The 24363-nt window shown below is 72.1% G+C and carries 18 protein-coding genes; 6 read left to right on the top strand and 12 right to left on the bottom strand.

The features are described from left to right. Positions 1-9 precede the first annotated feature (9 nt). A complete protein-coding gene (locus ACNYC2_RS23500) occupies positions 10-1179 on the bottom strand; it encodes an Mrp/NBP35 family ATP-binding protein (RefSeq protein ID WP_419704102.1) in 1170 nt (389 codons plus the stop codon). A gap of 117 nt (positions 1180-1296) precedes the next feature. On the opposite strand from ACNYC2_RS23500, the gene ACNYC2_RS23495 reads away from it, so the two are divergent. Continuing rightward, positions 1297-3276 carry a hypothetical protein gene (locus ACNYC2_RS23495; protein ID WP_419704101.1) on the top strand — a complete coding sequence of 660 codons (1980 nt, stop codon included), beginning with the start codon at positions 1297-1299 and terminating at the stop codon, positions 3274-3276. Here the strand turns inward: ACNYC2_RS23495 and ACNYC2_RS23490 are convergent, their stop codons facing one another. From ACNYC2_RS23490 to ACNYC2_RS23480, 3 genes are read right to left on the bottom strand one after another with little or no spacing between them, the layout of a single operon-like run. After that, complete coding sequence (locus ACNYC2_RS23490; RefSeq protein WP_419704100.1) at positions 3277-4482, bottom strand: Dyp-type peroxidase; 1206 nt, start codon at positions 4480-4482, stop codon at positions 3277-3279. It lies immediately after the preceding gene. Beyond that, positions 4479-5237 (bottom strand): hypothetical protein, encoded by a 759-nt coding sequence (locus ACNYC2_RS23485; protein ID WP_419704099.1) that lies wholly within the window; start codon positions 5235-5237, stop codon positions 4479-4481. Before ACNYC2_RS23485 ends, ACNYC2_RS23490 begins: the two co-directional genes overlap by 4 nt. Next, the gene (locus tag ACNYC2_RS23480; protein ID WP_419704098.1) at positions 5234-6550 is read right to left on the bottom strand and encodes a right-handed parallel beta-helix repeat-containing protein; all 1317 of its coding nucleotides are present in this window, start codon (positions 6548-6550) and stop codon (positions 5234-5236) included. Before ACNYC2_RS23480 ends, ACNYC2_RS23485 begins: the two co-directional genes overlap by 4 nt. Before the next feature lie 298 nt (positions 6551-6848). On the opposite strand from ACNYC2_RS23480, the gene ACNYC2_RS23475 reads away from it, so the two are divergent. After that, positions 6849-11594 (top strand): SdrD B-like domain-containing protein, encoded by a 4746-nt coding sequence (locus ACNYC2_RS23475; protein WP_419704097.1) that lies wholly within the window; start codon positions 6849-6851, stop codon positions 11592-11594. A 32-nt stretch (positions 11595-11626) separates the two neighbouring features. Here the strand turns inward: ACNYC2_RS23475 and ACNYC2_RS23470 are convergent, their stop codons facing one another. Together ACNYC2_RS23470 and ACNYC2_RS23465 are read right to left on the bottom strand one after the other, a co-directional pair. Then, positions 11627-12124 (bottom strand): DUF1003 domain-containing protein, encoded by a 498-nt coding sequence (locus ACNYC2_RS23470; RefSeq protein WP_419704096.1) that lies wholly within the window; start codon positions 12122-12124, stop codon positions 11627-11629. Then, entirely contained in the window at positions 12117-13466 is a 1350-nt protein-coding gene (locus tag ACNYC2_RS23465; protein WP_419704095.1) for a magnesium transporter MgtE N-terminal domain-containing protein, read from the bottom strand. The genes ACNYC2_RS23470 and ACNYC2_RS23465 overlap by 8 nt, the downstream gene beginning before the upstream one ends. 73 nt (positions 13467-13539) lie before the next feature. Here ACNYC2_RS23465 and ACNYC2_RS23460 point away from each other — a divergent pair, with 73 nt between their 5' ends. Further along, positions 13540-14508: a general stress protein gene (locus tag ACNYC2_RS23460; protein WP_419704094.1), complete on the top strand. Its 969-nt coding sequence runs from the start codon at positions 13540-13542 to the stop codon at positions 14506-14508. Positions 14509-14683: 175 nt separating this feature from the next. Here ACNYC2_RS23460 and ACNYC2_RS23455 read toward each other — a convergent pair whose 3' ends face one another. The 3 genes from ACNYC2_RS23455 to ACNYC2_RS23445 all read right to left on the bottom strand — a co-directional run bounded on the left by ACNYC2_RS23455 (position 14684) and on the right by ACNYC2_RS23445 (position 18660). Then, positions 14684-15646 (bottom strand): hypothetical protein, encoded by a 963-nt coding sequence (locus tag ACNYC2_RS23455; protein ID WP_419704093.1) that lies wholly within the window; start codon positions 15644-15646, stop codon positions 14684-14686. Positions 15647-16272: 626 nt separating this feature from the next. After that, positions 16273-17808 (bottom strand): aminopeptidase P family protein, encoded by a 1536-nt coding sequence (locus ACNYC2_RS23450; RefSeq protein WP_419704092.1) that lies wholly within the window; start codon positions 17806-17808, stop codon positions 16273-16275. A gap of 12 nt (positions 17809-17820) precedes the next feature. After that, positions 17821-18660 (bottom strand): alpha/beta fold hydrolase, encoded by an 840-nt coding sequence (locus tag ACNYC2_RS23445; protein ID WP_419704091.1) that lies wholly within the window; start codon positions 18658-18660, stop codon positions 17821-17823. 173 nt (positions 18661-18833) lie between these two features. Between ACNYC2_RS23445 and ACNYC2_RS23440 the strand changes: the two genes are divergently transcribed. Both ACNYC2_RS23440 and ACNYC2_RS23435 read left to right on the top strand, forming a co-directional pair. Continuing rightward, positions 18834-19682, top strand: a complete 849-nt coding sequence (locus tag ACNYC2_RS23440; protein WP_419704090.1) for a PHP domain-containing protein — start codon at positions 18834-18836, stop codon at positions 19680-19682. After that, positions 19679-20314, top strand: a complete 636-nt coding sequence (locus tag ACNYC2_RS23435; RefSeq protein ID WP_377139046.1) for a MarC family protein — start codon at positions 19679-19681, stop codon at positions 20312-20314. Before ACNYC2_RS23440 ends, ACNYC2_RS23435 begins: the two co-directional genes overlap by 4 nt. A 4-nt stretch (positions 20315-20318) precedes the next feature. Here the strand turns inward: ACNYC2_RS23435 and ACNYC2_RS23430 are convergent, their stop codons facing one another. The 3 genes from ACNYC2_RS23430 to ACNYC2_RS23420 form a co-directional block, all read right to left on the bottom strand. Further along, positions 20319-20615, bottom strand: a complete 297-nt coding sequence (locus ACNYC2_RS23430; protein ID WP_419704089.1) for a DUF1905 domain-containing protein — start codon at positions 20613-20615, stop codon at positions 20319-20321. A 102-nt stretch (positions 20616-20717) separates the two neighbouring features. Beyond that, complete coding sequence (locus ACNYC2_RS23425) at positions 20718-22427, bottom strand: DEAD/DEAH box helicase (RefSeq protein ID WP_419704088.1); 1710 nt, start codon at positions 22425-22427, stop codon at positions 20718-20720. Positions 22428-22738: 311 nt separating this feature from the next. Next, positions 22739-22960, bottom strand: a complete 222-nt coding sequence (locus ACNYC2_RS23420) for a DUF3107 domain-containing protein (protein ID WP_419704087.1) — start codon at positions 22958-22960, stop codon at positions 22739-22741. A 212-nt stretch (positions 22961-23172) separates the two neighbouring features. Here ACNYC2_RS23420 and ACNYC2_RS23415 point away from each other — a divergent pair, with 212 nt between their 5' ends. Next, positions 23173-24300 (top strand): DUF3152 domain-containing protein, encoded by a 1128-nt coding sequence (locus tag ACNYC2_RS23415; RefSeq protein ID WP_419704086.1) that lies wholly within the window; start codon positions 23173-23175, stop codon positions 24298-24300. The last annotated feature ends 63 nt before the right edge of the window (positions 24301-24363 follow it).

Below are 24363 nucleotides of genomic sequence, written 5' to 3'. Positions count from 1 at the left end.
CCGGGTTGCTCAGACCGGCGCGAGCCCCAGGCTGCGCCCCGCGAGGCCGCGGCGGCGCTTCGCGAGCCCGCGGGCGACGTCGGCCAGCACCCGGGCGCCCGGTGAGTCCGGCGCGGTCAGGACCACCGGGGTGCCGTCGTCCCCGCCCTCGCGGACGGCGACGTCGAGCGGGACCTGACCGAGCAACGGCACGTCCGTGCCCACGAGCTCGGTGAGCCGGGCCGAGACCTTGGCTCCGCCGCCGGAGCCGAAGATCTCCATGCGGGTGCCGTCGGGCTGCTCCAGCCACGACATGTTCTCGACCACGCCGACCACGCCCTGCTGCGTCTGGGTCGCCACCGACCCCGCGCGCTCGGCGACCTCGGCGGCGGCGGCCTGCGGCGTCGTGACCACCAGGATCTCGGACGACGGCAGCAGCTGGGCCACCGAGATGGCGATGTCGCCGGTACCCGGCGGCAGGTCGAGGAGCAGCACGTCCAGGTCGCCCCAGAACACGTCGGCCAGGAACTGCTCCAGCGCGCGGTGCAGCATCGGCCCACGCCAGACGACCGGCTGTCCCGGCGGCACGAACATGCCGATCGAGACCACCTTGACGCCGTGCGCGATGGGCGGCAGCAGCATGTTGTCGACCCGGGTGGGCTGGCGGTCGACACCCAGCATGCGAGGGATCGAGAAGCCGTAGATGTCGGCGTCGATCACGCCCACCGAGAGGCCGTCCGCCGCCATGGCCACCGCGAGGTTCGCCGTGACCGACGACTTGCCCACGCCGCCCTTGCCCGACGCGACAGCGAACACCTTGGTCAGCGAGCCCGGCTGCGAGAACGGGATGACGGGGTCGCCCGCGCCCCCGCGCAGCATCGAGCGCAGGGAGGAGCGCTGCTCCGGCGTCATCACGCCCAGCTCGACCTCGACGCCGGCCACGCCCTCGACGGCTGACGCCGCGGCCGTCACGTCCTTGATCAGCGTCGACTTCATGGGACAGCCGGCAACCGTCAGGTCGACGCCGACGGTCACGTGGGCGCCCGGTCCGGAGCCGGTTCCGGTGGCAGGGCCGGTCGAGACCACTACCGACCGGACCATGCCCAGATCGGTGATGGGACGCCGGATCTCGGGGTCGAGCACACCGGTCAGCGCGTCGCGGACGCGCGCCTCGAGTGTGGGGGAGTCGACTGGGGTCATGAATCGATCCTATGGGCCGGGTCCAGGGGGGTGGAATCAGCAGGCTCTTTCATGTCTTTGCAATGAATGGCAGTTGAAAACGGTACGCTGCGTCACCACCAAGGGTGAGGAGGCCCCATGACCGAGTCACGCGTCCCCGCGCGGGTCCTGCGTGTCGCCTCCGAGGACCAGGCCCGCGAGCTCGCCGCCGCGCTGCAGCGGCCCGGCCGCGACCAGCCCGTGGTGGTCATCTCGACGCCCGCCGGGCGCGACGTCCCGTACGTGGACCCGAAGCGGGTGCTCGACGACGTCGCCGGGCTCGCCGAGGTGGTGGTGATCCCCACGGGCGACGTGTCGTGGGCGTTCTCGTCCGGCATGCCGCCGGACACCCAGGTCTACGGCGGTGCGTCCCGCGTCTACGGCACGGACCTGGAGTGGGTGCACCACCCGCGGCGCTCTCCGCTGCACTTCGCCTACTCCGCGGACGAGGACGAGCGCGTGCGTGAGCGCCTGGTCGGCGACGTCATGCGGTTCGCGGTGCGCGAGGGGATCGTCGGCGCCCCCCGGTCCGCACCGGACGCGGCGAACACCGAGGGCAAGGTGCTGGGCGTGCTCGGCACCCGCGCCCTGATCAGCACCGAGGACGGCGGCCAGGCCACCGTCGCGGAGGAGCTCGTCTTCTCCGACGTCGCCCTGGCGCGGGTGCTCGCGCCGGGCATGCGGGTCACCGGGGTGCTGGACCCGGCGCGCCGCCTCCTCGACATCCGCGGCATGCTGCCCGACGCCGGCGCGCTGCGCCGGGTGGTCAACGCCACCTACCGGGTGGGTCACGTGGTGCTCGGCCGGGTCGAGGTGGTCGAGGACGACGCCGTACGGATCGCGCTGGCGCCCGGCGTCGTCGTGCGCGTGCGTCGCGCGGAGATCACCGGCAACGACCTGGACCTGCTGAGCGACCTCTTCACGCCGGGCGAGGTGGTGGCGGCCCGCCGGGTGCCCGCGCCGCTCGACGGCCTGGCGCTACGGCTCGACGACGTCGACGAGACCGAGGACGAGCCGGTCCCCGCGATAGCGCTCCTGGACGACGGGCCGCCCTGGCTGGAGCTGCCGCCCGCGCTGCAGATCGAGCCTCCCGAGACTCCCCGGCTCCCGCTGGTCGAGCCTGTGGTGACGCTCCGGCCGCCGCTCGTCGAGCTGGTCGAGACCTCCCACCTCCCGCTGGTCGAGCTCGTCGAGACTCCGCCGACGCCCGCCGACCTGTTCGGCCCGCGCCAGACCGACCCGGACCCCGGACGCCCGGCCCCCGACACCGGCCCGGTGCCCACAGCCCCGGGCGGCCAGCGGGCACCGACCCCCGGCGACGTGGCGGCATGGCACGCCGGTGGGCAGGACGCGCTGCCGTCGCCCGCGTCGGCCGAGTCGCCCGCGGAACCGCCAGGCAAGGCGGCGCGCGACCTCAGCCTCTCCCTCGACGCGGCGCGAGCCCAGGTCTCGGCGCTCGGGAAGGAGCTGCTGGACGACAAGGTCAAGCGGCGCCAGGTGGAGCTGGAGGTGGACCGGCTGCTCGGCCGGGTCGGCGAGCTCACCGAACGGCTCGAACGTAGCGAGCGCCGCGCCGAGCAGCAGGCGACAGCCCTCCGCAAGGCGCGGCAGGAGGCGGCGCGGCTCCGCCGCCGGCTGGGGGACGCCGGGGTCGAGGTGCCCGAGGACCGGCACTTCGTCGACGACGAGGAACAGCTCCGGTTCGAGGTGCTGAGCGAGTGGGCCCGGGCGATCCCGGCCGCCGAGAAGGCCGGGCGCCCCCTGGCGGAGTACGCGCTCGGCTCGCGCTTCCTCGCCTCCCTGACCGACGTCGAGGGGGTGAGCCGCGACCGGGTCGTCTGGACGCTCGTCATGGTGCTCACCGGGCTGGCGCCCGGGATGAACGGACTGCAGGTCCACCGCCTGCGGACGGGCGCGGGCGGCGACGACCCGGCCAGGCACCGCGACGACGGAGCCGTGTGCTGGCGGGTCTCGCTGCAGGTCAACACGCCGTCGGCCCGGAGGCTGCACTACTGGAAGCTGCCGGGCGGGTCCTACGAGCTGTCGCGCGTCGTGCTCCACGACGACGTGGAGCCGTAGCTACCCGGTCAGGGTCGAACCGAGCGGCCGGGTCGCGTCGAACCCCGGGAGCACGAGGAACGTGGCGCTCGCCGTCGGGGTGACGAAGTCCGTGAGCGCGTCGGCCTCGTCGAGCCGGTGCTGCGTGCGGACGAACGTGTCGAGCTCGCGCTGGAAGCAGACGAACAGCAGCCCGGTCTCGCCGGGGTCGTCGCCGACGGCGGGCGTGGCGAACGTGTAGCCGCGCCGGAGCATGAGGCCGCTGCCCGTGAACGAGGGGTGCGCCGCACGGGCGTGGGACCGCGCGGGCACGAGGTACTCGCCGGCGGGGGTCTTGGCGTGCAGGTCGACGTCGTCGGACAGGGTGCCGCCGGACAGCGGGGCGCCGTCGGAGCGGCGTCGTCCCATGACGGCGTCCTGGCCCTCGGGCGGCAGGCCGGCGAAGCGTTCGGTGTCCAGGACCAGCCGCCGCACCACACAGACGGTGCCGCCGGCCACGCGGGGGTCGCCGCCGTCGGCCGCCGTGGGCAGCCAGACCTCGCGGGCCAGCTCGTCGTCGCCGTGCGGGACGACTATGCCGTCGTGGAAGCCGAGCGGGTTCCGCACGACGGTGCCCTCGCCGGGTCCGCGAAAGCAGGACTCGGACCACCGGAGAACGGTGTCGCCGAGCGCGGCGCGGAGCTCGCGGAGCGCGGTGGGCAGGGCCAGGGGGTCGGAGCCGTGCAGGGCGAGCAGGAGGTCGCCGCCCTGGCGGCGCGGGTCCATCGACCCGTCGCCCGCGAACGAGGGGAGCTCCGCCGTGCCGGGGAGGCCGGGGTCGATCCCCGCGACGAGCCGGGGTCCGAGGCCTACCGTGACGGTGAGGTCGCCGGGGCCGTCGGGGAGCGGCCCCGCTCCGTTCGTGACGGTGAGGATCGCCGCACCCAGGGCGGCGAGCCGGGGGCCGAGGGCCTCGGGGCCGTCCGGCAGGTCGAGCACCGCGAGCAGGCCGAACCGCTGCGGCGTAGCAGGCCGGGCGATCCCGGCCTGCGTGGACCCGGTGGCCTCCACGCCCTCGGACGGCGGCCCCGGGGTGTCCGTGCCGGCCCGGGCGGACGTCAGCGTCCGGCCGTAGGCGTCCGGGCCGCCGAGGGCCCCGGCGGCGGCCATCCCGCCGGCCGTCGCGGCCAGGCCCGCGATGGCGCCGCCGGTGCCGAACAGCAGCTCTCGCCGGCTGACGCCGCTCATCCGTCGTTCCTCTGGGCATTCATCCGGGGATCGGGGAGCGCACTCGGCTCGACGTCCTTCAGGACCGCCGGGACGGTCAGCGTGGCGTCCTCCAGCTTGATCTCCGCCCAGTGCTCGCCGAGGCGCACGTCCACCCGGTGCGCGAGGCCGCTCTGGTCCACCCAGTAGTGGATGCCCGCGGCGTCCGGGTCGGCTCCGTCCGTCTGCTGGTCGGCCGGTCCCGCGAAGACCGTCACCTCCTGCCGGCCGGCGGTGTCCTCGCGCAGCCAGAGCGCGCCACCCTGCCTGATGAGCAACGGGTTCTCGGGGCGGTCCGCGCCCAGGCCCGCGAGCACCGTCAGTACGACGGCGAGCGGCGAGGTGCGCGCGTCCAGCCTCCCGGCCTGCCAGCCGTCGAGCGACGTCACGGGTTCGCCGAGGTGGTCGCCGGCGGTCGTTGCGAGGACGCGGCCGTCCCAGACGACCCGGTCCGAGGGCACGCCGTCGGCCGAGACGAGCCCGTAGCCGGTGTGCGTCGTGTAGTCGTACCAGCCCTCGAGGGCCACCTCGTGGCCCTGGTCGCTGTACGTCGCCGTGACCTTGCGGCTGCCCGCGTCGAAGTTCCGGAACCGGACGCTCGCCAGCCGTTCGGACTCCGCCACCGTGACCGGCCGTACGGCGCTCGCCTTCGCCGCCGGCTCGGCGTCGCCGGAGCAGGCGGTGGTGAGCAGCAACGTCACCGCGACGAGAGCGCCAGAGAACTGCCGCCGCGTCACGCCACACCACTCCGCTCGGCGAGCAGATCGGCGGTGGGAACGCCGTCGGGCAGCACCGCATGGTCGGTCACGGCCGGCGGCAGTGGGCCGGGCACCGTCTCGACGTCGCTCATCCCGGGCTGGGGCGGCGGGGCGGGCACCTGCAGGAAGCTCACCCCGGGTGGGGCCTCGACGTCCGGCAGCGCGTCGGGCGGGACGGCGCCCAGCGGCGACGTCGTCCCGCAGCGCGTACCCAGGTTCTCCGGCAGCGTGGACGGCCGCCCGCCCGCGCAGTTGTCCCGGGCCGGCGTCCGCTCCGCCGAGATGTTCGCGATGTCGACGCCGTTGGCGTCCAGGCCGGCGGCGGACCAGGCGCCGTCCATCCGGTTCCCGACGGCGGCCAGGTCCTCCGTGTTGGCGAGCAGGACACCCGCCCGCGGGTTCCCCGCCACCAGGTTGTCGCGCAGCACGTTGTCCCGGCCGCCGCTGATCCCCACGCCGATGCCGAACCCGCCCTCGGCGTGCGCGGGAGAGTCGGCGGCGTCGTTCGAGCTGATCACATTGCCCACAATGGTATTGCCGTGCTGGGGAGTAAATGCCTCCAGATAGTTCGACAGCAGCGTCATCCCGATGCGGTTGTGCGAGAACCTGTTCCCGGTCACGACCACCGAGTCGGAGGCGTTGGCATTCTCGAAACCGACGGCGTTGCGCTCGGCCACGTTATTGGTAACGAGAATGTCACAGTCCTTGCACTGCCCCACGTAGATGCCCGAGTCGGCAGAACCGGAAGCATAGGAGTCCGCGATGACGCCGTGGCGGGCGTCGAACGCGTAAATGCCGTACAGCCCGTTGTTCGACGCCGTGACGTTCCGGATCGCGAACCGCTCGACGGGCGGGAACTGCTCGGGGTCGAGCCGTTCGTAACCGTCGAGACCGTGCGCGGTGGGGCCCGCCTCGTCGTGCATGCCGGTGACGAGCACGCCGTAGTACATCGTGCGGCGCACGGTGAGGTTCTCGATGCGCACGCCGTCGGCGGTGGCTATGACGCCGGAGCTGCGCATGCCCCCGCCGTCGATCACCACGTCGTTGCGCTCGGTTCCGCGCAGCGTGACGTCGTCCGTGCCGATCAGGACCTCCTCGGCGTACGTCCCCGGGGCGACGAGCACGAGGTCGCCGGGGGCGGCGGCGTCGACGGCCGCCTGGATCGTCTCGAACGCCTCGGGAACACGCAGGACGCCGGGCGCCCCGTCGGCGGAGGAGGCGGGGCCGGCCGCGCAGGCCGCGACGGTGAGGACGAACGCAATTGCGGCGGTTCGGGGTATATATCCGAACAATGATTTTAAGTGCCTCTTCGGTGGCATGTGCGGAGTGTAGGCAGGCGGGCCTGCCGCGCACCTGTTGAACGGCAATGTGCCTACGGAGAATTCGTGTGCCCTGGGCACTCGTTCTTGGAATTCCGATTCGTTCTGGAATGCACTCGGTTGCATTGTGGTGCGTCGCGGCAGAGTTTTCGGACAATACGCGGCCAGCAGTGATCTCGGCTTGCACCACCTTCGCGCGTGGCATCTCATGACGTCGGATTGGCGACATGCGTAAAAAGGCATTGTCCGTTTTATGACAGGAGAAAAAGACATGGGAATTCGCCAGCGCTCCGAGCGCGGTGCGCATGGGTGGTGGGCCTCCTGGGCCGGAGCCCATGCACTCACCCCGCGGCTCGACGTCCGACGAATCGGTGTCTCGTCACCGCGCAGCCTCGTGGCCGGCGGCGGAGCGCTCGCGCTCGCCGCGGTGCTGCTGGTTCCGGGAACGGTCCCGTCCGCCTCGGCGGCGCCGGACGACGTGATCGCCGCGGGCCAGGTCTGGGAGGACAACGACGGCGACGGCGCGTACGACGACGACGGCTCCGACGGGTTCCGCGAGCAGGGCGTCGGCAACGTCACGGTCACCGTGACCGACGCGCTCGGAAGCTCCGCGACCACCCGGACCAACCGCGTCGACGCGGCCGGCGGCTGGTCGATGACCGAGGGCGAGTTCACCGACCAGACCGGTGAGGTGCCCCACGTCGCCGACGGCGCGACCGCCGCGGAGCTGCGCGTCACCTTCTCCGACATCCCCGAGGGCTATGCGTCGTGGCTGGCCGGCGACCTCGCGGACAACGGTACGTCCGTGCAGTTCGTCGCCGCGGGCGACCAGTCGGTGGACTACGCGGTGCTGCCGCCGGAGGACCACCGCCCCCAGTCGCCGGACGTCGTCACGGCGATCCACTCGGCGGGCGACCCGCTGGCCGAGGGGACGACGGAGCGGCCCGCGCTCGTCGTCACCGACTGGACGACCGCCCAGGACACGGGCAAGCGTGACATCGCCACCGTCGGCGACGTCGGCACCGTGTGGGGCACCGCCTACGAGCAGGCCGGCAACGCCTTCCTGGCCTCGGCGGTGTACCGCAGGAACGCCGGCCTCGCCGAGCACCGGTGGGACGGTTCGACGGACCGGGCCCTCGGCGCCGTCTACCGGATCCCGGACGCCGTCGACCCCGCGACGGGTGACGTCGCGGCAGGCATCGGACCGTCGGGCAGCGTGGAGGCCTGGTTCTCCCTGACCGACCTCGGGATCGACGTCGGCACGGTCGCCTCGAACGCCGACCGCGCGCTGGCGGCAGGTGTCGACCCGACCGCCGACCCCGACGGGTTCACGAACGCCGCGAAGGTCGGCCTCGGCGGCATCGACACGTGGACCGACGGCGTCACGACGTACCTGTACGTGATGAACCTCGCCGACAGCAACCTGTACCGGATCGACATCTCGCCGACGAACCCCGTCAGCCCGGACTTCGACCCGGCGTTCGTCCCGGCCGCGGGCGATGTCCTGCAGATCCCGCTCGGGCTCGGCGACGCCCAGCGTGGCTGGGCCGTCGAGGTGCACGACGACGAGGTGTACGTGGGCTGGGCCGACACCGGCTCGGCACCCGGTAGCTGCGCCACCACGGCGCCCGGCGAATCCACCGACAGCTGGCCGCAGTGCGGCTCCACGGAGGCGCTGCGCGGCTACGTGGGCAAGGTCCCGGTCGACGGCGGCGCCGTCGCGCAGGTCATGGACGTGGACCTGGGCTACCCGCGCGGCAACCCGATGTCCTACTGGGACGGGACGCAGCAGGGGAACGTCGAGCGGCACCCGCAGATCCGGCACTGGAACTCCTGGACCGACGTCTGGACGTGGGACAGTGCGGACGCGAACGCCGACAGCTGGCCCGACGGGTCGGTCGGCTTCAGCAAGACCGCGGCCGGCGACCCCGACGGGGCCCAGGCGTACCCGCAGGCGATCATGTCCTCGATCACGTTCAACACCGCCGGCTACCTGACGGTCGGCATGACCGACCGCACCGAGCTGCAGGGCGGTAACCGGCAGTGGGCCGCCGACACCGGCCAGGACGGCGGAACGTCGTCGGAGATCGTCTTCGAGACGATCGCCCAGGGCGACATCATGCTCGCCGGCCGGAACACGGACGGTACGTACACGCCCGAGACCGGTGCCGCGGCGGAGGCGACGGGCCTGGACGGCGAGACCACCCAGTGGGCGAACACCACCGCTCCCATCCTCGCGTCCGGCCCGGGCGGCAACGAGTTCCACGGCGACGACCAAGGCCTTGACGGCACCGTCTCGGGCGTCACCCACGAGGAGATCGCGCTGGGCGCCGTGCTCGACGTGGCCGGAGCGACGGACGTGGCCTCCACGGCCTTCGACCCGCTCGCGACGCTGCGTGTGCAGGGCCTCATGTGGTTCGCCGACGGTGACGGCGCGGCGACGCGCGGGGTCGAGTTCACCGAGGACGAGGGGAACACCGGACGGCCGACCGTCAGCTTCCAGAAGGGCGGTGGCCTCGGCGACCTCGACGCACTGATCCCGCCGGCTCCGGTCGAGATCGGCAACCGCGTCTGGTTCGACGGCGACGGTGACGGCCTGCAGGACGCGGGCGAGCCCGGCATCCCCGGTGTCATGGTCGAGCTGGTGGACGCCGAGGGTGCCGTTGTCGGCACCCAGGTCACCGCTGCCGACGGGACCTACTACTTCTCGTCCGACGCCACCGACACCGCGCACCTCACCGAGCTGGTGCACGGCGCTCAGTACACGGCGCGGTTCGTCACGCCGGCCGACGGCGACCTCGCCCTCGACTACCTGGGCGCGGCGATCAGCGTTCCGTGGTCCGACGTCCTGTTCACCACGATGCAGGCGAGCAGCGGCGACAACCCGCACGCGGAGACGGACAACGCCGACGGCGTGAACCCGCGCCCCGAGCCCGTGCCCGACGTGCCGGAGGCCGCAGAGGACGCGGACCGGACCGACTCGAACCCGGACCCCGCGACCGGCGAGTACACGTTCACCCTGGGCGGCTACGGCCAGAACGACCACTCGATCGACGCCGGTGTCGTGATCCTCGGCTCGATCGGTGACTGCGTCTGGTCCGACCTGAACGGTGACGGCATCCAGGACGACGGCGAACCGGGTGTCGAGGGCGTCGTCGTGAACCTGTACGACGTCGACGGCAACCTGGTCGACACGGCCACCACGGACGCCGAGTGCAGCTACCTCTTCGAGGGCCTGCCGCTGGGCGACTACACGGTCGAGTTCATCGCACCGGACGGCTCCGTGCTCTCCCCGCAGGGCGCGGGCGAGGACCCAGCGGTCGACTCGGACGCCGACCCGGCCACCGGGAGGACGCCCGTCGTCTCCCTGACGCCCGGCAACCCGGTAGACCTCGACGTCGACGCGGGCATCGTCCCGACCGACGAGGTGCTGGGCTCCATCGGTGACTGCGTCTGGTTCGACGAGAACGCCGATGGCATCCAGGACGACGGCGAGGCCGGCGTCGAGGGTGTGACGGTGATCCTGTTCGGAGCTGACGGCGACGAGGTGTCCCGCACCACCACGGACGCGGACTGCGCGTACCTGTTCGCCGACCTGCCGCTGGGCGACTACTCGGTCGGGTTCACCGACCTGCCCGACGGGATGGTGTTCACCGAGCTGGGTGCCGGGGACGACCCGGCGGTCGACTCGGACGCCGACCCGGTCACGGGGCAGACGGGTTCGTACACGCTGACCGAGGAGGTCCCGGACCGCCTCGACGTGGACGCGGGCATCTACGAGCCGACCGAGCCGCTGGGCTCGATCGGCGACTGCGTCTGGCTCGACGAGAACGGTGACGGCGTCCAGGACGACGGCGAGCCCGGTGTCGAGGGTGTGACCGTGACCCTGTACGACGCCGAGGGCGCCGAGGTGGCGACCACCACCACGGACGCCGAGTGCGCCTACCTGTTCACGGGTCTGCCGCTGGGCGACTACTCGGTCGGGTTCACGGACCTGCCCGAGGGTGCGACCTTCACGACGCCTGGTGCCGGGGACGACCCGGCCGCCGACTCCGACGCGGACCCGGAGACCGGGACGACCGGCACGGTGTCGCTGACCGAGGACTTCCTGGACCGTCTGGACGTCGATGCGGGAATCGTCTCGCCCGATGCGGTGCTCGGCTCGATCGGTGACTGCGTCTGGTTCGACGAGAACACCAACGGTCTTCAGGACGACGGCGAGCCCGGAGTCGAGGGTGTGACCGTGGTGCTCTACGACGCCGAGGGTGTCGAGGTGGCTCGTACCACCACGGGTGCCGACTGCCTGTACCTGTTCACCGACCTGCCGCTGGGTGACTACTCGGTCGGGTTCACCGACCTGCCCGAGGGCAAGACGTTCACCACCCCGGGCGTCGGGGACGACCCGGCGCTGGACTCTGACGCCGACCAGGTCACGGGCCGGACGGGTACGTACTCGCTGACCGAGGAGGCTCCGGACCGTCGGGACGTGGACGCGGGCGTCGTGTCGTCCGACGAGGTCCTGGGTTCGATCGGTGACTGCGTCTGGTTCGACGAGAACGGGGACGGTCTCCAGAACGACGACGACTCCGGCGTCGGTGGCGTGACCGTGACCCTGTACTCCGCTGACGGTGACGAGGTGGCGACCACCACCACCGACGCCGGGTGCGAGTACCTGTTCACGGGGCTGCCGCCGGGTGACTACACGGTCACCTTCGGGGACGTCCCCGAGGGGATGTGCTTCGTGGCACCGGGGGCCGGCGACAAGCCGGCATTCGACTCCGACGCCGACCGGAAGACCGGTGAGACCGGAACGGTCGCGGTGACCGAGGGCAACCTCGATCGGTCGGACATCGACGCCGGCCTGCGTGACTGCGCCGAGGAGACGTCCGGGGAAGGCCCGGGCGAGATGGCCAGCACGGGCGCCGACGTGGCGCTGATCGCGCTGCTGAGCGTCCTGCTGGTCGCCGTCGGCACGATGCTCGTGGTGTGGCGCAACCGCCGTCGGGACCATGCCTGACGGTAGGTGAGCCAAGCGGACGGCCCTCGCACCTACGGGTGCGAGGGCCGTTCGCTGTCCTTCTCCTCGAGCTCCTCCAGCAGGTTGCGGATCTCCGAGCGCACGAAGTCCCGGGTGGCGACCTCCGACAGGGCTATCCGCAGCGCCGCCATCTCGCGCGCCAGGTACTCGGTGTCCGCGAGGTTGCGCTCACCGCGCTGGCGGTCCTGCTCGGCGGTGACCCGGTCACGGTCGTCCTGCCGGTTCTGCGCCAGCAGGATCAGCGGGGCCGCGTAGCTGGCCTGCAGCGACAGCATCAGCGTGAGCGCGGTGAACCCGTTCGCGGCGCTGTCGAACCGCAGGTTCTCCGGGCCCCACGCGTTCCACACCAGCCAGACGATGCAGAACACCGTGAGGTAGATGAGGAACCGGGGCGTGCCGAGGAACCGGGCGATGCCCTCGGTGGCCTTCCCCACGGCGTCCTGGTCCATCCGGAACCGGGGGACCAGGCTGCGGCGCTGCGCGAGCGGGGTGTCCAGGCGATCAGCCACGGTTCGCCTCCTGTCCTGTCGGCTCCTGTCGCAGCGACTCCCTGCGCGCGGACTCACGACGTGCCGAGGGGGCCGCCTGCGCGGCGATCGCCTCCAGCCGTTCGTCGTCGCTGCCGCGCCAGTTGTCCGGGAGGATGTGGTCCAGCACGTCGTCGACGGTGACCACGCCCAGCAGCCTGCGCTGGGCGTCGAGCACCGGCAGCGCGAGCAGGTCGTAGGCGGCCAGCAGGCGCGTCACCTGGCCCACCGAGGCGTCGTGGGTGAGCCACTCGGTCTCGGCGTCCAGCACCGACGCGACGGCGGCGTGCGGCGGTTCGCGCAACAGCCGCTGGAAGTGCGCGACGCCGAGGAACCGGCCCGTCGGCGTCTCGAGCGGCGGTCGCACCACGAACACCATGGAGGCCAGCGCCGGCGGCAGCTCGGCGCGCCTGATCTGGGCCAGTGCGGTGGCGATCGTGTCGTCGGCGCCCAGGATCACCGGCTCCGTGGTCATGAGACCACCCGCGGTGTCCTCCGCGTACTCCAGCAGACGGCGGACGTCGGCCGCCTCCTCCGGCTCCATGAGGTTCAGGAGCTGTGCCGCCTGCTCCTCGGGCAGCTCGTTGAGGAGGTCGGCGGCGTCGTCCGGCTCCATCGCCTCCAGCACGTCGGCCGCGCGGTCCCGGTCCAGACCCGAGAGGATCGACACCTGGGCGTCCTCCGGCAGCTCCTCCAGCACGTCGGCGAGGCGCTCGTTGTTCAGCGCGCTCGCGATCTCCAGCCGGCGCGCCGGCGCCAGCTCCCGGATCACGTCCGCGAGGTCGGCCGCGCGCATGTCCTCGTACGCCTCCAGCAGGCGAGCGGCGCCCTGCTCCGGCGAGCGGCTCATGAGGTCCTGCACGGCGTCGACAGGGACCGTCAGGGTGGAACCGCGGCGGAACGGCGCGGCTCCCCGCGCGGACCGGCGCCGAACGAACAGCTGGTCCACCAGCCAGTCGCCGGTGCGCTGCTGCGCGATCGACACGTCCTCGATGGTCACCTCACCCGAACCGTCCTTGAGCTGCACCCGGCGGTCGAGCAGCTCGCCCAGCACCACCGACTCCATGGCCCGCTGCTCGAACCGCCGCAGGTTCACCAGGCCGGTGCTGATCACCTGGCCCGAGTCGATACTGGTCACGCGGGTCAGGGGGAGGAAGACGCGGCGTCGGCCCGGGACCTCGACCACCAGGCCCACCGCACGCGGCGCGCCCTTGGCCCGGACCAGCACGACGACGTCACGGACCCGGCCCACCTGGTCCCCGATCGGGTCGAAGACCACCGTCCCGGCCAGACGTGCGACAAAAACCCTGCTGGTGGCGCTCACGCTGGTCAGCCTACGACTCGCCCCTGGGCCACGCTCCTCGCCACTTCTGCCGAGGTAGGGGAGACTATGGGGTATGAGCATGTCTCGCCCGGGTGCCGTCCCGAAGGTCCCGACCCTGCCGGCCGGCGACGAGGTCGCCGCGTACTCCACCTACCTGGAGGCGCAGAAAGCAGTCGACTACCTCTCCGACAACAAGTTCCCCGTCGAGAACGTCACCATCGTGGGCACCGACCTGCGCATGGTCGAGCGCGTCACGGGGCGTCTCACGTACGGCCGGGTGGCGCTCGCGGGCGCACTCTCCGGCGCCTGGTTCGGTTTCTTCGTGGGCCTGCTGATCACCCTGTTCGCGGGCGAGGCGGGCTTCCAGGTGATGTTCGCCGGGATCGCGCTCGGTGCGGGTTTCGGCCTGCTGTTCTCCGTGCTGTCGTACGCGTTCACCGGCGGACGGCGTGACTTCACGTCCTCGTCGCAGATCGTGGCCGCGACGTACGCGATCCTCTGCGGGCACGACCACGCGAGCGACGCGCGGGCGCTCCTGATGCGCTCGCCGGGCGGGCTGGGCAAGTCGCGCGGCGCCGCCACCGTGGGCGTCCCCGCGCCCGTCACGCCGCCGGTCTCTTCCGCTCAGATGCCTGGTGCTCCGGGTGCGCAGGCTCCTGGTGCGCAGGCGCCCGGTGCCGAGCCCGCCGCTGCGCCGACCCGCCCGACGGACCCGCGCTGGGTCACGCCGTCGGGCGAGCCTCGTTACGGCGCGATGCGGCCTGGTGCTGATGGTGGTGCTGCCGGGGCGGCGTCGGCCGAGACACCGGCGGCTGCGCCCGCGGTTCCGCCCGCCGCTACGACGGATGCACCGGCTGCCGTGCCCTCCGACGCACCGGCGGATGCGCCGACGCAGACCGAGTCGCTGACCCCGCCGGACCAGGCGGCGTCCGCCTCGGACGGCCAGCGCCAGGACGAGCCGGGCGACGACGACGAGCGGACGACCCGCACGACGCCCCGCCACACCAACCCCTACGCCCCGCCGAGCGACGACCAGAAGTAGCTCAGGCTGCGTCGACTTCGGTCGGTTGCACGGTGGCCCGTGTGACTTCGGTCGGTTGCTCTGAGATCGGTCAATCAAACGACCGATCTCAGAGCAACCGACCGAAGTCATTTGTCCGTGCCGTGCAACCGACCGAACTCATCGTCTGCGCTGTGCAAGGGACCAAGTCCGGAGGTCAGCTGGCGGGCAGCCGAGGATCGACCCGGGCCTTCCGCAGCACGTCGGGTGGGATGTGCGCGGTGATCCGGTCGAGCATCGCCTGGACATCCTGTTTGTCGGACGCGCTGACGTTCTCGAGGGTGACACCGGCTCGCCGGACGGCGTCGGCGCGAGCCTTCTCGGCCAGGTACTCCTGCGCGGGGTCGTGGCCGGGGCGAACGCCGTCGGGCCGGTACTTGACCTGGCCGTCGAACTCGATGCCCAGCGCCCACCGCTCGTAGCCCAGGTCGGTGTGGAAGAGCCCGGCGTCGGTCTGCACGGGCATCTGCGTGGTCGGCCGAGGCAGTCCGGCACGGAGCAGTTGATAGCGGACCCAGGTCTCCCAGGCGGACTGGGGGCCGGCGTCGGCCAGCTCGATCACCAACCGGGCCTGCTGGATCCCGCGCCGGCCGGTCTGAGCGGCGAGCGTCGCGAGCAGTTCTTCTCGGTCGGCGCCCAGGGCGAGGGCCGAGTCGGCGATGACGAGCGCTTCGAGCGGGTGCAGCGACCGCGCGCAGTCGACGACCGTTCGTACGAGCGACGTCACCGGCAGACCTGCCGCCTCATCGATGTCATCGGGCGCCAGGGTCCACGAGTACCGCCGGACGTCGCCGGCCGCGTGGCCTGAGGCACGGTAGTACTGGTAGACGTGTGTCTCTCGTGGCGTCGTCCAGACGAAGCAGCCCAGGAGCAGCGCCGCCGTCTTGTGGCTGAACACGTGCTTGGCTCTGAGCTGGGCGTGCAGCGCACGGGCGCGGGCGAGAGCCTTGTTGCGTGCTTGCCGCGCGGCTCCCGAAGGGCCTTCCACGCGGATCTCGTCCGGGGCGCAGTACGCGCCGCGTCTGACCCTGAGCACCTCACCGGCGCGAGCTGCAGCGGCCAGCTTGTTGCGGTTGTGCTCGAGCGCGAGGGCAACCGCCGGAATCTTCACTTCGACCATGGGACGACGTTGCGCCATCTCTGGCGGTTCGGATGACCGGCACCGAGGGAACTGTGCATAGACCGCGAATCCACAGGGCCGTGGTCGTGCTCGGACCGTTGACCTACCGTCCCGCGGGGCTTCACGCGGGGCAATAATTCCCGGCTCGGCTCGGCTCGGCTCGGCTCGGGTGGTGTGAAGTCGCTAGTGACATCGGTCCGTTGCGCGATGCCAGACATGACTTCGGTCGGTTGCTCTGAGATCGGTCGTTTAATTGACCGATCTCAGAGCAACCGACCGAAGTCAGCTGTTCGCGCTGTGCGACGGACCGAAGTCAGCTGTTCGCGCTGTGCGACGGACCGAAGTCAGCTGTTCGCGCTGTGCGACGGACCGAAGTCAGCTGTTCGCGCTGTGCGACGGACCGAAGTCAGCTGTTCGCGCTGTGCGACGGACCGAAGTCAGCTGTTCGCGCTGTGCGACGGACCGAAGTCAGCTGTTCGCGCTGTGCGACGGACCGAAGTCAGCTGTTCGCGCTGTGCGACCGACCGAAGTCAGCCGCCCGCGCCGTGCGACGGACCGAACTCAACTGCCTACGCCGTGCAACCGACCGACCTCAGCGCCATCCAGCCCGGCGCCACCGCAGCACCTCAGCGCAGCGATGCCATCCACGCCTCGACGTCCTCCGGACGACGGGGGAGCGCCGCCGAGAGGTTCTCGTTGCCGTCGGCGGTGACCAGCACGTCGTCCTCGATGCGCACGCCGATCCCGCGGAACTCCTCGGGCACGGCGAGGTCGTCGGCCTTGAAGTACAGGCCCGGCTCGATGGTGAACACCATGCCCGGCTCCAGGACGCCGTCGAGGTAGAGCTCGCGGCGCGCCTGCGCGCAGTCGTGCACGTCGAGGCCGAGGTGGTGCGACGTGCCGTGCACCATCCAGCGGCGGTGCTGCTGGCCGTCATCGGAGAGGGCGTCGGCCGCGGTGACGCCGTCGGGCAGGAAGCCCCACTCCTCGAGGCGGGCCGCGATGACCTCCATGGCCGCCGCGTGGACGTCGCGGAACTTGGCGCCGGGCTTCGCGACGGCGAACGCCGCGTCGGCCGCGTCCAGCACCGCCTGGTAGATCTTGCGCTGCACGTCCGTGTACTCGCCGTCGACCGGCAGGGAACGCGTGATGTCCGCGGTGTAGAGCGAGTCGACCTCGACGCCGCCGTCGAGCAGCAGCACGTCGCCCGAGCGGACCTCGCCGTCGTTCCGGATCCAGTGCAGCGTGGTGGCGTGCTCGCCCGAGGCCGCGATCGTCTCGTAGCCGACGGCGTTGCCCTCGAGCCGGGCGTGCCCGTCGAACGTGGTCTCCACGACGCGCTCGCCGCGGCGGTGCTCCACGGCGCGCGGCAGGGCGCGCACGACGGCCTCGAAGCCCTCGATGGTGCGGGCCACGGCCTCGCGCATCTGCTCGATCTCGTGCTCGTCCTTGATGAGCCGCAGCTCGGACGTGGCCTCGACGAGGGTCTCGTCGGTCACCGCGTCCTCGTCCTCGCCGGCCTCCAGGCGCAGCTCCTCGACGAGCGACTCGACCGCGTCGTCCGCGCCGGTCACCACGAGGAGGTGCACGCCGCCGTCGCCGACGTCCTTCGCCAGCGCGTCGCCCAGCTCGTCGATGTGCCGGGCCTCGATCCCGGTGAGGGCTTCGACGTCGGCCAGCGACGGGCGGGCGCCCACCCAGAACTCGCCGTAACGGGCGTCGGCGTAGAACTCCTCGTTGTCGCGGGGCGCGAGGGGACGCACGTAGAGCACGGCGTGGTGGTTGGAACCGCCGTCGCCGGCGCCGTCCTCGACCGGGTGCAGCACCAGCACGGCGTCCGGCTCGTGGTCGGTGCCCAGGCCGGTGAGGTGCGCGAACGCCGAGTGCGGCCGGAACCGGTAGTCGGTGTCGTTGGAGCGGGTCTTGAGCGAACCCGCCGGGATCACGAGGCGCATGCCCGGCAGCCGCTCGGAGAGCGCCGCGCGTCGGGCGACCGTGTACTGCGCGTCGGGCGACGCCGTCAGACCGAGCTCGGCGCGCGGGGCCCACTGCGACATCACGAAGTTCTTGAAGGCGGTGGAGCCCGGGCGGTGTGAACGGTTGGCCCCGCGGTCGGCGGTTCCCTGCTCGTCAGGCTGCGAAGTGGTGGTGGGTTCGCTCATGCGCCCAGTGTTTCACGCACGCCGGTTGAAGTCCGCAAGCGCCCTGGTGAGCACCCGGTTGAAGGCCGAGGGGGCCTCCATGTTCACGTCGTGCCCGGCGCCGGGGATGACCACGAGCGACCCGTCGTGGGCCGCGGCGAGGTGGCGCTGCTCCTCGATGCGCATGGCGTCGCGGGCACCGTTGACGAACCAGAGCGGGATCCGCGCGGCGCGCACGTTGGCGAGCGAGGAGCGCCCCGCGAGGTGGGTCAGCGCATCGGTCACGACGTCCCAGGTGGGCCGGTACATCTCGGCGGTCTGCTGCGGGGCGATCTCGACCTGTCGCAGGTCGGAGCCGCCGGGGGCGCTCCGCAGCGGGCGGAACGGGAGGCGCACGGTGGGTACGGAGAGGCGCGGACGGTGCACGCTCGGGTGCACCACCCGGCCGGTCAGCCGGCGTCCGAGGTAGGCGGCGTTCGCGACGCCCCGGGCGACGTCCCGGTAGAGCCGCACGGGCTTGCCCTTCGGGTCCGAGGTACAGCCCGCCGCGAGGATGCCCACCAGGCGGTCCGCGGCTCCCGGCCGAGCGGCCCAGGCGAGGGAGGTGTAGCCGCCCAGGGACAGCCCGACCAGCGCGATCGGACCGGAGGGGAGGCTCGCGACGGCGTCGTCCAGCGCCTCGAAGGCGCCGTCCATGGTGAACCGTTCGTGGCGCCGCGCGCCGTGCGCCGGCAGGTCGACGGCGACGGCCGCGTGGCCGGCGTCGCGCACGTGCCGCACCTGGTTCTCCCAGATGGCGCCGGAGCTGCGCATGCCGTGGACGAAGACGACGCTCGTCGGAGCGTCCTGCGGGGTCTGGTTGCTGCTCGTCATCCCTTCGATGATGCGGGATCGGCTGGGGCAGGCGGCGTACGACGGCGGAACGGTCGGTGAACGGTCTGTGTGGGCCTGATGCTTCTCCGCCAATAGGGGCGACGACGCCGGGGGTGCCGCACCTCACGCCCCTCGCGACGCCTGACGGGCCCTTGGCTCTCTACCCTTGTGGAGTGATCGACCTCCATACGCACTCCACCGCGTCAGACGGCACCGACTCGCCAGCGCGTCTGGTCGAGGTCGCCGCACTCGCCGGTATCAAGACGCTCGCCATCACCGACCACGACACGACCTCGGGCTGGGCCGAGGCCGCCGAGTCGGCCGGGCGCTTCCAGATAGGTCTGGTGCGCGGCGCCGAGATCTCGGCGATCGCCCGCACCACCGGCTGGGGCACCGGTGTGCACCTGCTCGCGTACCTGTACGACCCGACGCACCCCGACCTGGTGGCCGAGACGGAGCGGACGCGCGACGACCGCACGTCCCGCGCCCGGCGCATGGTGGCCCTGCTCGGCGAGGACTACCCGATCACGTGGGACGACCTGCTCGCCCAGACGAAGCCCGGCACGACCATCGGCCGTCCGCACATCGCGGACGCGCTGGTGGCGGCCGGCGTCGTGCGCGACCGGGACGAGGCGTTCGCCACGATGCTGCGCACCGGCACCCGCTACTACGTGGGCCACTACGCGCCCGACGCAGTAGCCACCGTGAAGGCGGTCCGGGCAGCCGGCGGGGTGCCGGTCTTCGCGCACCCCGGCGCCGACGCGCGCGGCCGCGTGGTCCCCGACTCGACCATCGAGGAGCTCGCCGCGGCGGGGCTCGCGGGGCTCGAGGTGGACCACCGCGACCACACCCCGGACACGCGCCGCCGTCTGCGCGAGATCGCCGAGTCCCTGGACCTGCTGGTCACGGGATCGAGCGACTTTCACGGGTCGGGCAAGCGCAACCTCATCGGCGAGAACACGACAGTGCCCGAGGTCCTCGAGGCGATCGTGGAGCAGGGCACTCTCGAGGTGCTCCGGTGAGCTGGTTCGACGTAGCGCTCTTCACCGAGGTCTTCGTGACGCTCTTCGTGATCATGGACCCGCCGGGCACCGTGCCGGTCTTCCTCGCGCTGACCTCGCGGATGACCGCGCACGACCGCAAGCGCGCGGCGCGCACCGCGATCTTCGTGGCCTTCGGCGTGATCGTGGTGTTCGCGGTGTTCGGCCAGCTGCTGCTGGAGCACATGGGGATCTCGCTCGCGGCGCTCCAGGCGTCGGGCGGGCTGCTCCTGCTCCTGGTCGCGCTGGAGCTGCTCATGGGCAAGATGGATGCCGGCGGGACGGACGCCGGCGGGGCCGCCAAGAACGTGGCCCTGGTGCCGCTCGCGACCCCGCTGCTCGCCGGCCCCGGCACGATCGTGGCCACCATGGTGTTCGTGCAGCAGGGCGTGAGCGCCGGCGAGTCCGCCGTCGGGCACTACGCGTCGATCGGCATCGGCATCGTCGCGGTGTGCGTCTGCACGTGGGCGGCCATGCGGTTCGCCGGTCTGGTGCACAGGGTGCTCAAGGACTCCGGCGTGACGCTGGTGACCCGCATCGCCGGCGTGCTGCTCGCGGCGATCGCGACCCAGATGATCGCGAACGGCGTCATCGAGTTCGTCCGCACGGTCTGACACGTCAGATGTCGATGGTCTCCAGGGTCACCGAGACCGGCTTCTCCGGGACGAGGCTCTCCGCCTCCCGCACCTTCTTCTTCATGGGCAGCACGTAGCCGCCGTCCTTGTCGCTCGGGAAGACGGAGGTGGTCCAGGTGGTCTTCCCCACGGTCACCCGCACCCGGATGGAGCCGAACCCGCGCGGCGGCAGCGGGAGGTCGGCCAGCTCGTCGGACTCGTCGGGCGGCAGGGTCACGAACCACCAGGAGTCGGTACGTACCTGCCACTGCCACAGGGGAGCGGTGAACTCGATCTGCACGGGTAGCAACCTACGCGATCCGCGAAGTAGAGCGCCTGTCCGAGATCTCCAGGGTGAAGCCGGGAGACTCGGACAGGCGCTCTACTTCGCGGATCGTTGGGGTCAGCTCTCCGTCTGACCGCCACGCGTACGACGGCGGTTGCGGCTCCGGCGGCGGCGCTGGCCGCCGTCCTCGTCGCCCGACGTCGGGTGCTCGCCCGACGCCGGGCTGTCGCCGCTGGTCACGGCACTGCTTGTCGACGCGCTGCTCGTCGGTGCGCTGCTGGTCGCGGCGCCGCCGTCGGGCCGCGAGGTGGCGCGAGGCTCACCGTGCGAGCCGCCCTGCCGCCCGCCCGAGCGGGATCCGCCGGACCGCGGTGCCCCCGAACGAGGCGCGCCGGAACGCGAGCCGCCGGAGCGCGAGCCGCTGTTGCGCTTGCCCGTCTCGCCCAGGTCCTCGACGTCCTCGGCGTCCAGCCCCGCGAGGTGCTGCGCGGACCGCGGCAGGCGGCCCTTGGTGCCCTCGGGGATGTTCAGGTCGGCGAACAGGTGCGGCGACGTGGAGTACGTCTCGACCGGCTCGGGGTACCCGATCTCGAGCGCCTTGTCGATGAGCGACCAGCGCGGCACGTCGTCCCAGTCCACGAAGGTGACGGCGGTACCCGTGTTGCCCGCGCGGCCCGTGCGGCCCACCCGGTGCAGGTAGATGCGCTCGTCCTCGGGGCACTGGTAGTTGACCACGTGCGTGACGTCGTCGACGTCGATGCCGCGGGCGGCGACGTCGGTCGCGACGAGCACGTCGATCTTGCCGTTGCGGAACGCGCGCAGCGCCTGCTCGCGTGCGCCCTGGCCCAGGTCGCCGTGGATCGCGCCGGCCGCGAAGCCGCGCGTCTGCAGCTCGTCCGCGACCTTGGCGGCGGTGCGCTTGGTGCGTGCGAACACGATGCTGCGGCCACGACCCTCGGACTGGAGCAGGCGGGCGAGCACCTCGATCTTGTCCAGGGCGTGGGCCCGGTACACGACCTGCTTGATGTTCTTGACCGTCGCGCCCTGGTCGTCCGGCTCGGCGGCCCGGATGTGCGTGGGCTGCTTCATGTAGCGGCGGGCCATGGAGACCACCGCACCCGGCATCGTCGCGCTGAACAGCATGGTGTGCCGCTGCGCGGGGGTGCGGGCAAGGATCTTCTCGACGTCGGGCAGGAACCCGAGGTCGAGCATCTCGTCGGCCTCGTCGAGTACGACGGTCGCCGCACGGAGCAGGTTGAGGTGGCCCTGGTTCAGCAGGTCGATCATGCGGCCCGGCGTGCCGACCACGACGTCGACGCCGGTCTTCATGGCCTCGATCTGCGGCTCGTAGGCGCGGCCGCCGTAGACCTGCACGATCCGCACGCTGCGCCGCGAGGACGCCGCGCTCAGGTCGTTCGCCACCTGCACCGCGAGCTCGCGCGTGGGGACGACGACGACCGCCTGCGGCTTGCCGGGGGCGACGAGCTGGTCGTAGCCGGGCTCGCCGGGGGCGACGACGCGGTGCAGCAGCGGCACGCCGAAGCCGAGCGTCTTGCCGGTACCGGTCTTGGCCTGGCCGATGATGTCGTGCCCGCTCATCGCGACGGGAAGCGTCATCGCCTGGATGGGGAACGGGTGGGTGATGCCCGCGTCCTTGAGCGCGTCGACGATCTCGGGGCGGACGCCGAAGTCCGCGAACGTCACGTTCTGCGCCTGGATGGCGGACGGGCTGGAGTAGTCGGGGCCCGAACCGGTGGCCGGCTCGGGACTTGTCTCGATGACCGCGTCTGCGGCCGGGGTGTCTGTGGTAGTCACTGGCGCCTTCATCTCTCGCGGCGCGGTGGGCCCTCATGGCCCGGCGATCGCGCCTTCGTGCGGCAGCCGATCGTGAAAATCATCGCGCGCCGGGATGGACCCAGGCTGCGCGTCCTGTCGGGGCGGCCTCTGGGAGGCCGAAGCACAGGCTCGGGGGTCGGAACGTGACGACCGGGCAACCGATGTACGGGATTCATGGTACGCGCACGATGTTTCCGAGTGGTTAGCGAAACACGGTGAACAGCCCAGTTAGTAATGAACGCCACGTGGCGGGCGGCACATGCGGGTGTGCCGTCCGCCACATGGCGTGGGGTGCGACGTGCTCAGACCGCGCCGAAGCCGACCTTGCGCTGCTCCTCGGAACCGATCTCGACGTAGCCGATCGCGGCACCGGGGACGATCACGAGGCGGCCGCGCGAGTCGGTGAGCTCGAGGGTGCCACCGGCCAGGGCCTTCTTGACGGCAGTCGCGACGGCGTCCGCGTTCGCATCCGTCTCGACCACGACCTCGCGAGGCAGGTTCTGCACACCGATGGTGACGTCCACTTTTACTCCAGTTCGGTCGGGGATTGCGCCGTGTGCCCGGTGATCCGGGGACCCGGCTTGTCGATCCTAGTCACGCGTCGGCGCCGTCTGCCCTCGGTTTCGCCGTGAGCCGACAGGAGACACGGCACCATGCCCCGGACGTCGGCGCCGGTCCCGCATTCCTGTGGACAAGGGCATGGGCGCGCGGGCGTGTGCGTGGCACCATGGTCGGCGTGAGCAGACAGTCCTCCGCACGGCGCGCCGGCCGGCACGCCCGTGGAGGCGCGCCCGCAGGGCTCCTGACGGAGGGCGTGGCCGCCGGCCGTTCCGTGGCGCGGAAGGTGCGCCGCCGTGCCGCGCAGGACCCTCGGCGGGCGGCGGTCGCGCTCAGCCTCTGCCTGGCGGCGGGGCTGGGCGGAGGCATCGCCGTCACCATGAGCATGGAGCCGGACGCGTCCGCGGCGGTCGTCGCCGGGGCCGTCGAGGACAGCCTGGGCGCCGAGGCGGCCGCCGCGGTGCGGAACGCGTACGAGGCGACCAGGTCGGGTGAACGGTCGTCGCCGCCCGCGACGGCGTCGTCGCCGGATGCCGCCGAGGCGGGTGTCGCGGCCTCGGGGACCGGGCCGGGTGTGGGCACCGCCGCGGAGGTGCTGCCCGAGCCGCCGGCCCCCGAGCCGACCGAACCCCAGGCCGTGGCCTCGGCGGGAGCGCCGTCCGCCGAGAAGTCGGCGCCGCCGTCGCCTGCCCCGAGCCTCCGCGCCGCCGGCGGGCCGACGCCGGAGCCGGGTTCCGGCCTGCTCGGTACGAGCGTCGCGGTGGAAGAGGAGCTGTCCGGCAGCCTTGTCGTGGCCGCCGGGTCTCGTCGCGCGCCGGCGGAAGGGAAGGTCTGGCGCGTCCAGATCGCCGTCGAGAAGGGGCTGCCGGTGGATCCGGAGGTCTTCGCCGAGTCGGTGCTGGCCACCCTGAACGACCCGCGCGGCTGGAACGCCGCCGACGGATCCACCTTTGCCTGGACCGACTCCGACGACTACGACGCACGCGTGGTGCTCGCCAGCCCCGGGACGACCGACCGGCTCTGCCTCCCGCTGGACACGATAGGCGAGCTCTCGTGCGGCATCGAGGAGACCGCGGTGCTCAACTTCAAGCGCTGGGCGAACGGCTCCCAGGCGTGGGAGAGCACGGAGCGCTACCGGCAGTACCTCGTGAACCACGAGGTGGGTCACGTGATCGGTTACCACCACGACCTGTGCGCCGGTGAGGGCGAGCGCGCGACGGTGATGGTGCAGCAGACCACCACCACCAGCGGCTGCATCCCCGAGCCCTGGCCTGTTCCCGACGCGCCGGTACCGGACGAGGACTGAACATCCTCCCACGGGATGAAACGGGCATTGCCGACGTCCCAGCGCGGGGCGTCGGGGAGTGTC

This window comes from Promicromonospora sp. NFX87, assembly GCF_048564965.1.
Taxonomy (GTDB): domain Bacteria; phylum Actinomycetota; class Actinomycetes; order Actinomycetales; family Cellulomonadaceae; genus Promicromonospora.
This window is presented reverse-complemented; position numbering and strand designations above follow the sequence as displayed.

What these genes read in the sequence shown, in the direction of transcription:
- ACNYC2_RS23500 (WP_419704102.1), bottom strand. Translation starts at nt 1,179, where the DNA reads ATGACCCCAGTCGACTCCCCCACACTCGAGGCGCGCGTCCGCGACGCG.
- ACNYC2_RS23495 (WP_419704101.1), top strand. Translation starts at nt 1,297, where the DNA reads ATGACCGAGTCACGCGTCCCCGCGCGGGTCCTGCGTGTCGCCTCCGAG.
- ACNYC2_RS23490 (WP_419704100.1), bottom strand. Translation starts at nt 4,482, where the DNA reads ATGAGCGGCGTCAGCCGGCGAGAGCTGCTGTTCGGCACCGGCGGCGCC.
- ACNYC2_RS23475 (WP_419704097.1), top strand. Translation starts at nt 6,849, where the DNA reads ATGGGAATTCGCCAGCGCTCCGAGCGCGGTGCGCATGGGTGGTGGGCC.
- ACNYC2_RS23460 (WP_419704094.1), top strand. Translation starts at nt 13,540, where the DNA reads ATGAGCATGTCTCGCCCGGGTGCCGTCCCGAAGGTCCCGACCCTGCCG.
- ACNYC2_RS23455 (WP_419704093.1), bottom strand. Translation starts at nt 15,646, where the DNA reads ATGGTCGAAGTGAAGATTCCGGCGGTTGCCCTCGCGCTCGAGCACAAC.
- ACNYC2_RS23450 (WP_419704092.1), bottom strand. Translation starts at nt 17,808, where the DNA reads ATGAGCGAACCCACCACCACTTCGCAGCCTGACGAGCAGGGAACCGCC.
- ACNYC2_RS23445 (WP_419704091.1), bottom strand. Translation starts at nt 18,660, where the DNA reads ATGACGAGCAGCAACCAGACCCCGCAGGACGCTCCGACGAGCGTCGTC.
- ACNYC2_RS23425 (WP_419704088.1), bottom strand. Translation starts at nt 22,427, where the DNA reads ATGAAGGCGCCAGTGACTACCACAGACACCCCGGCCGCAGACGCGGTC.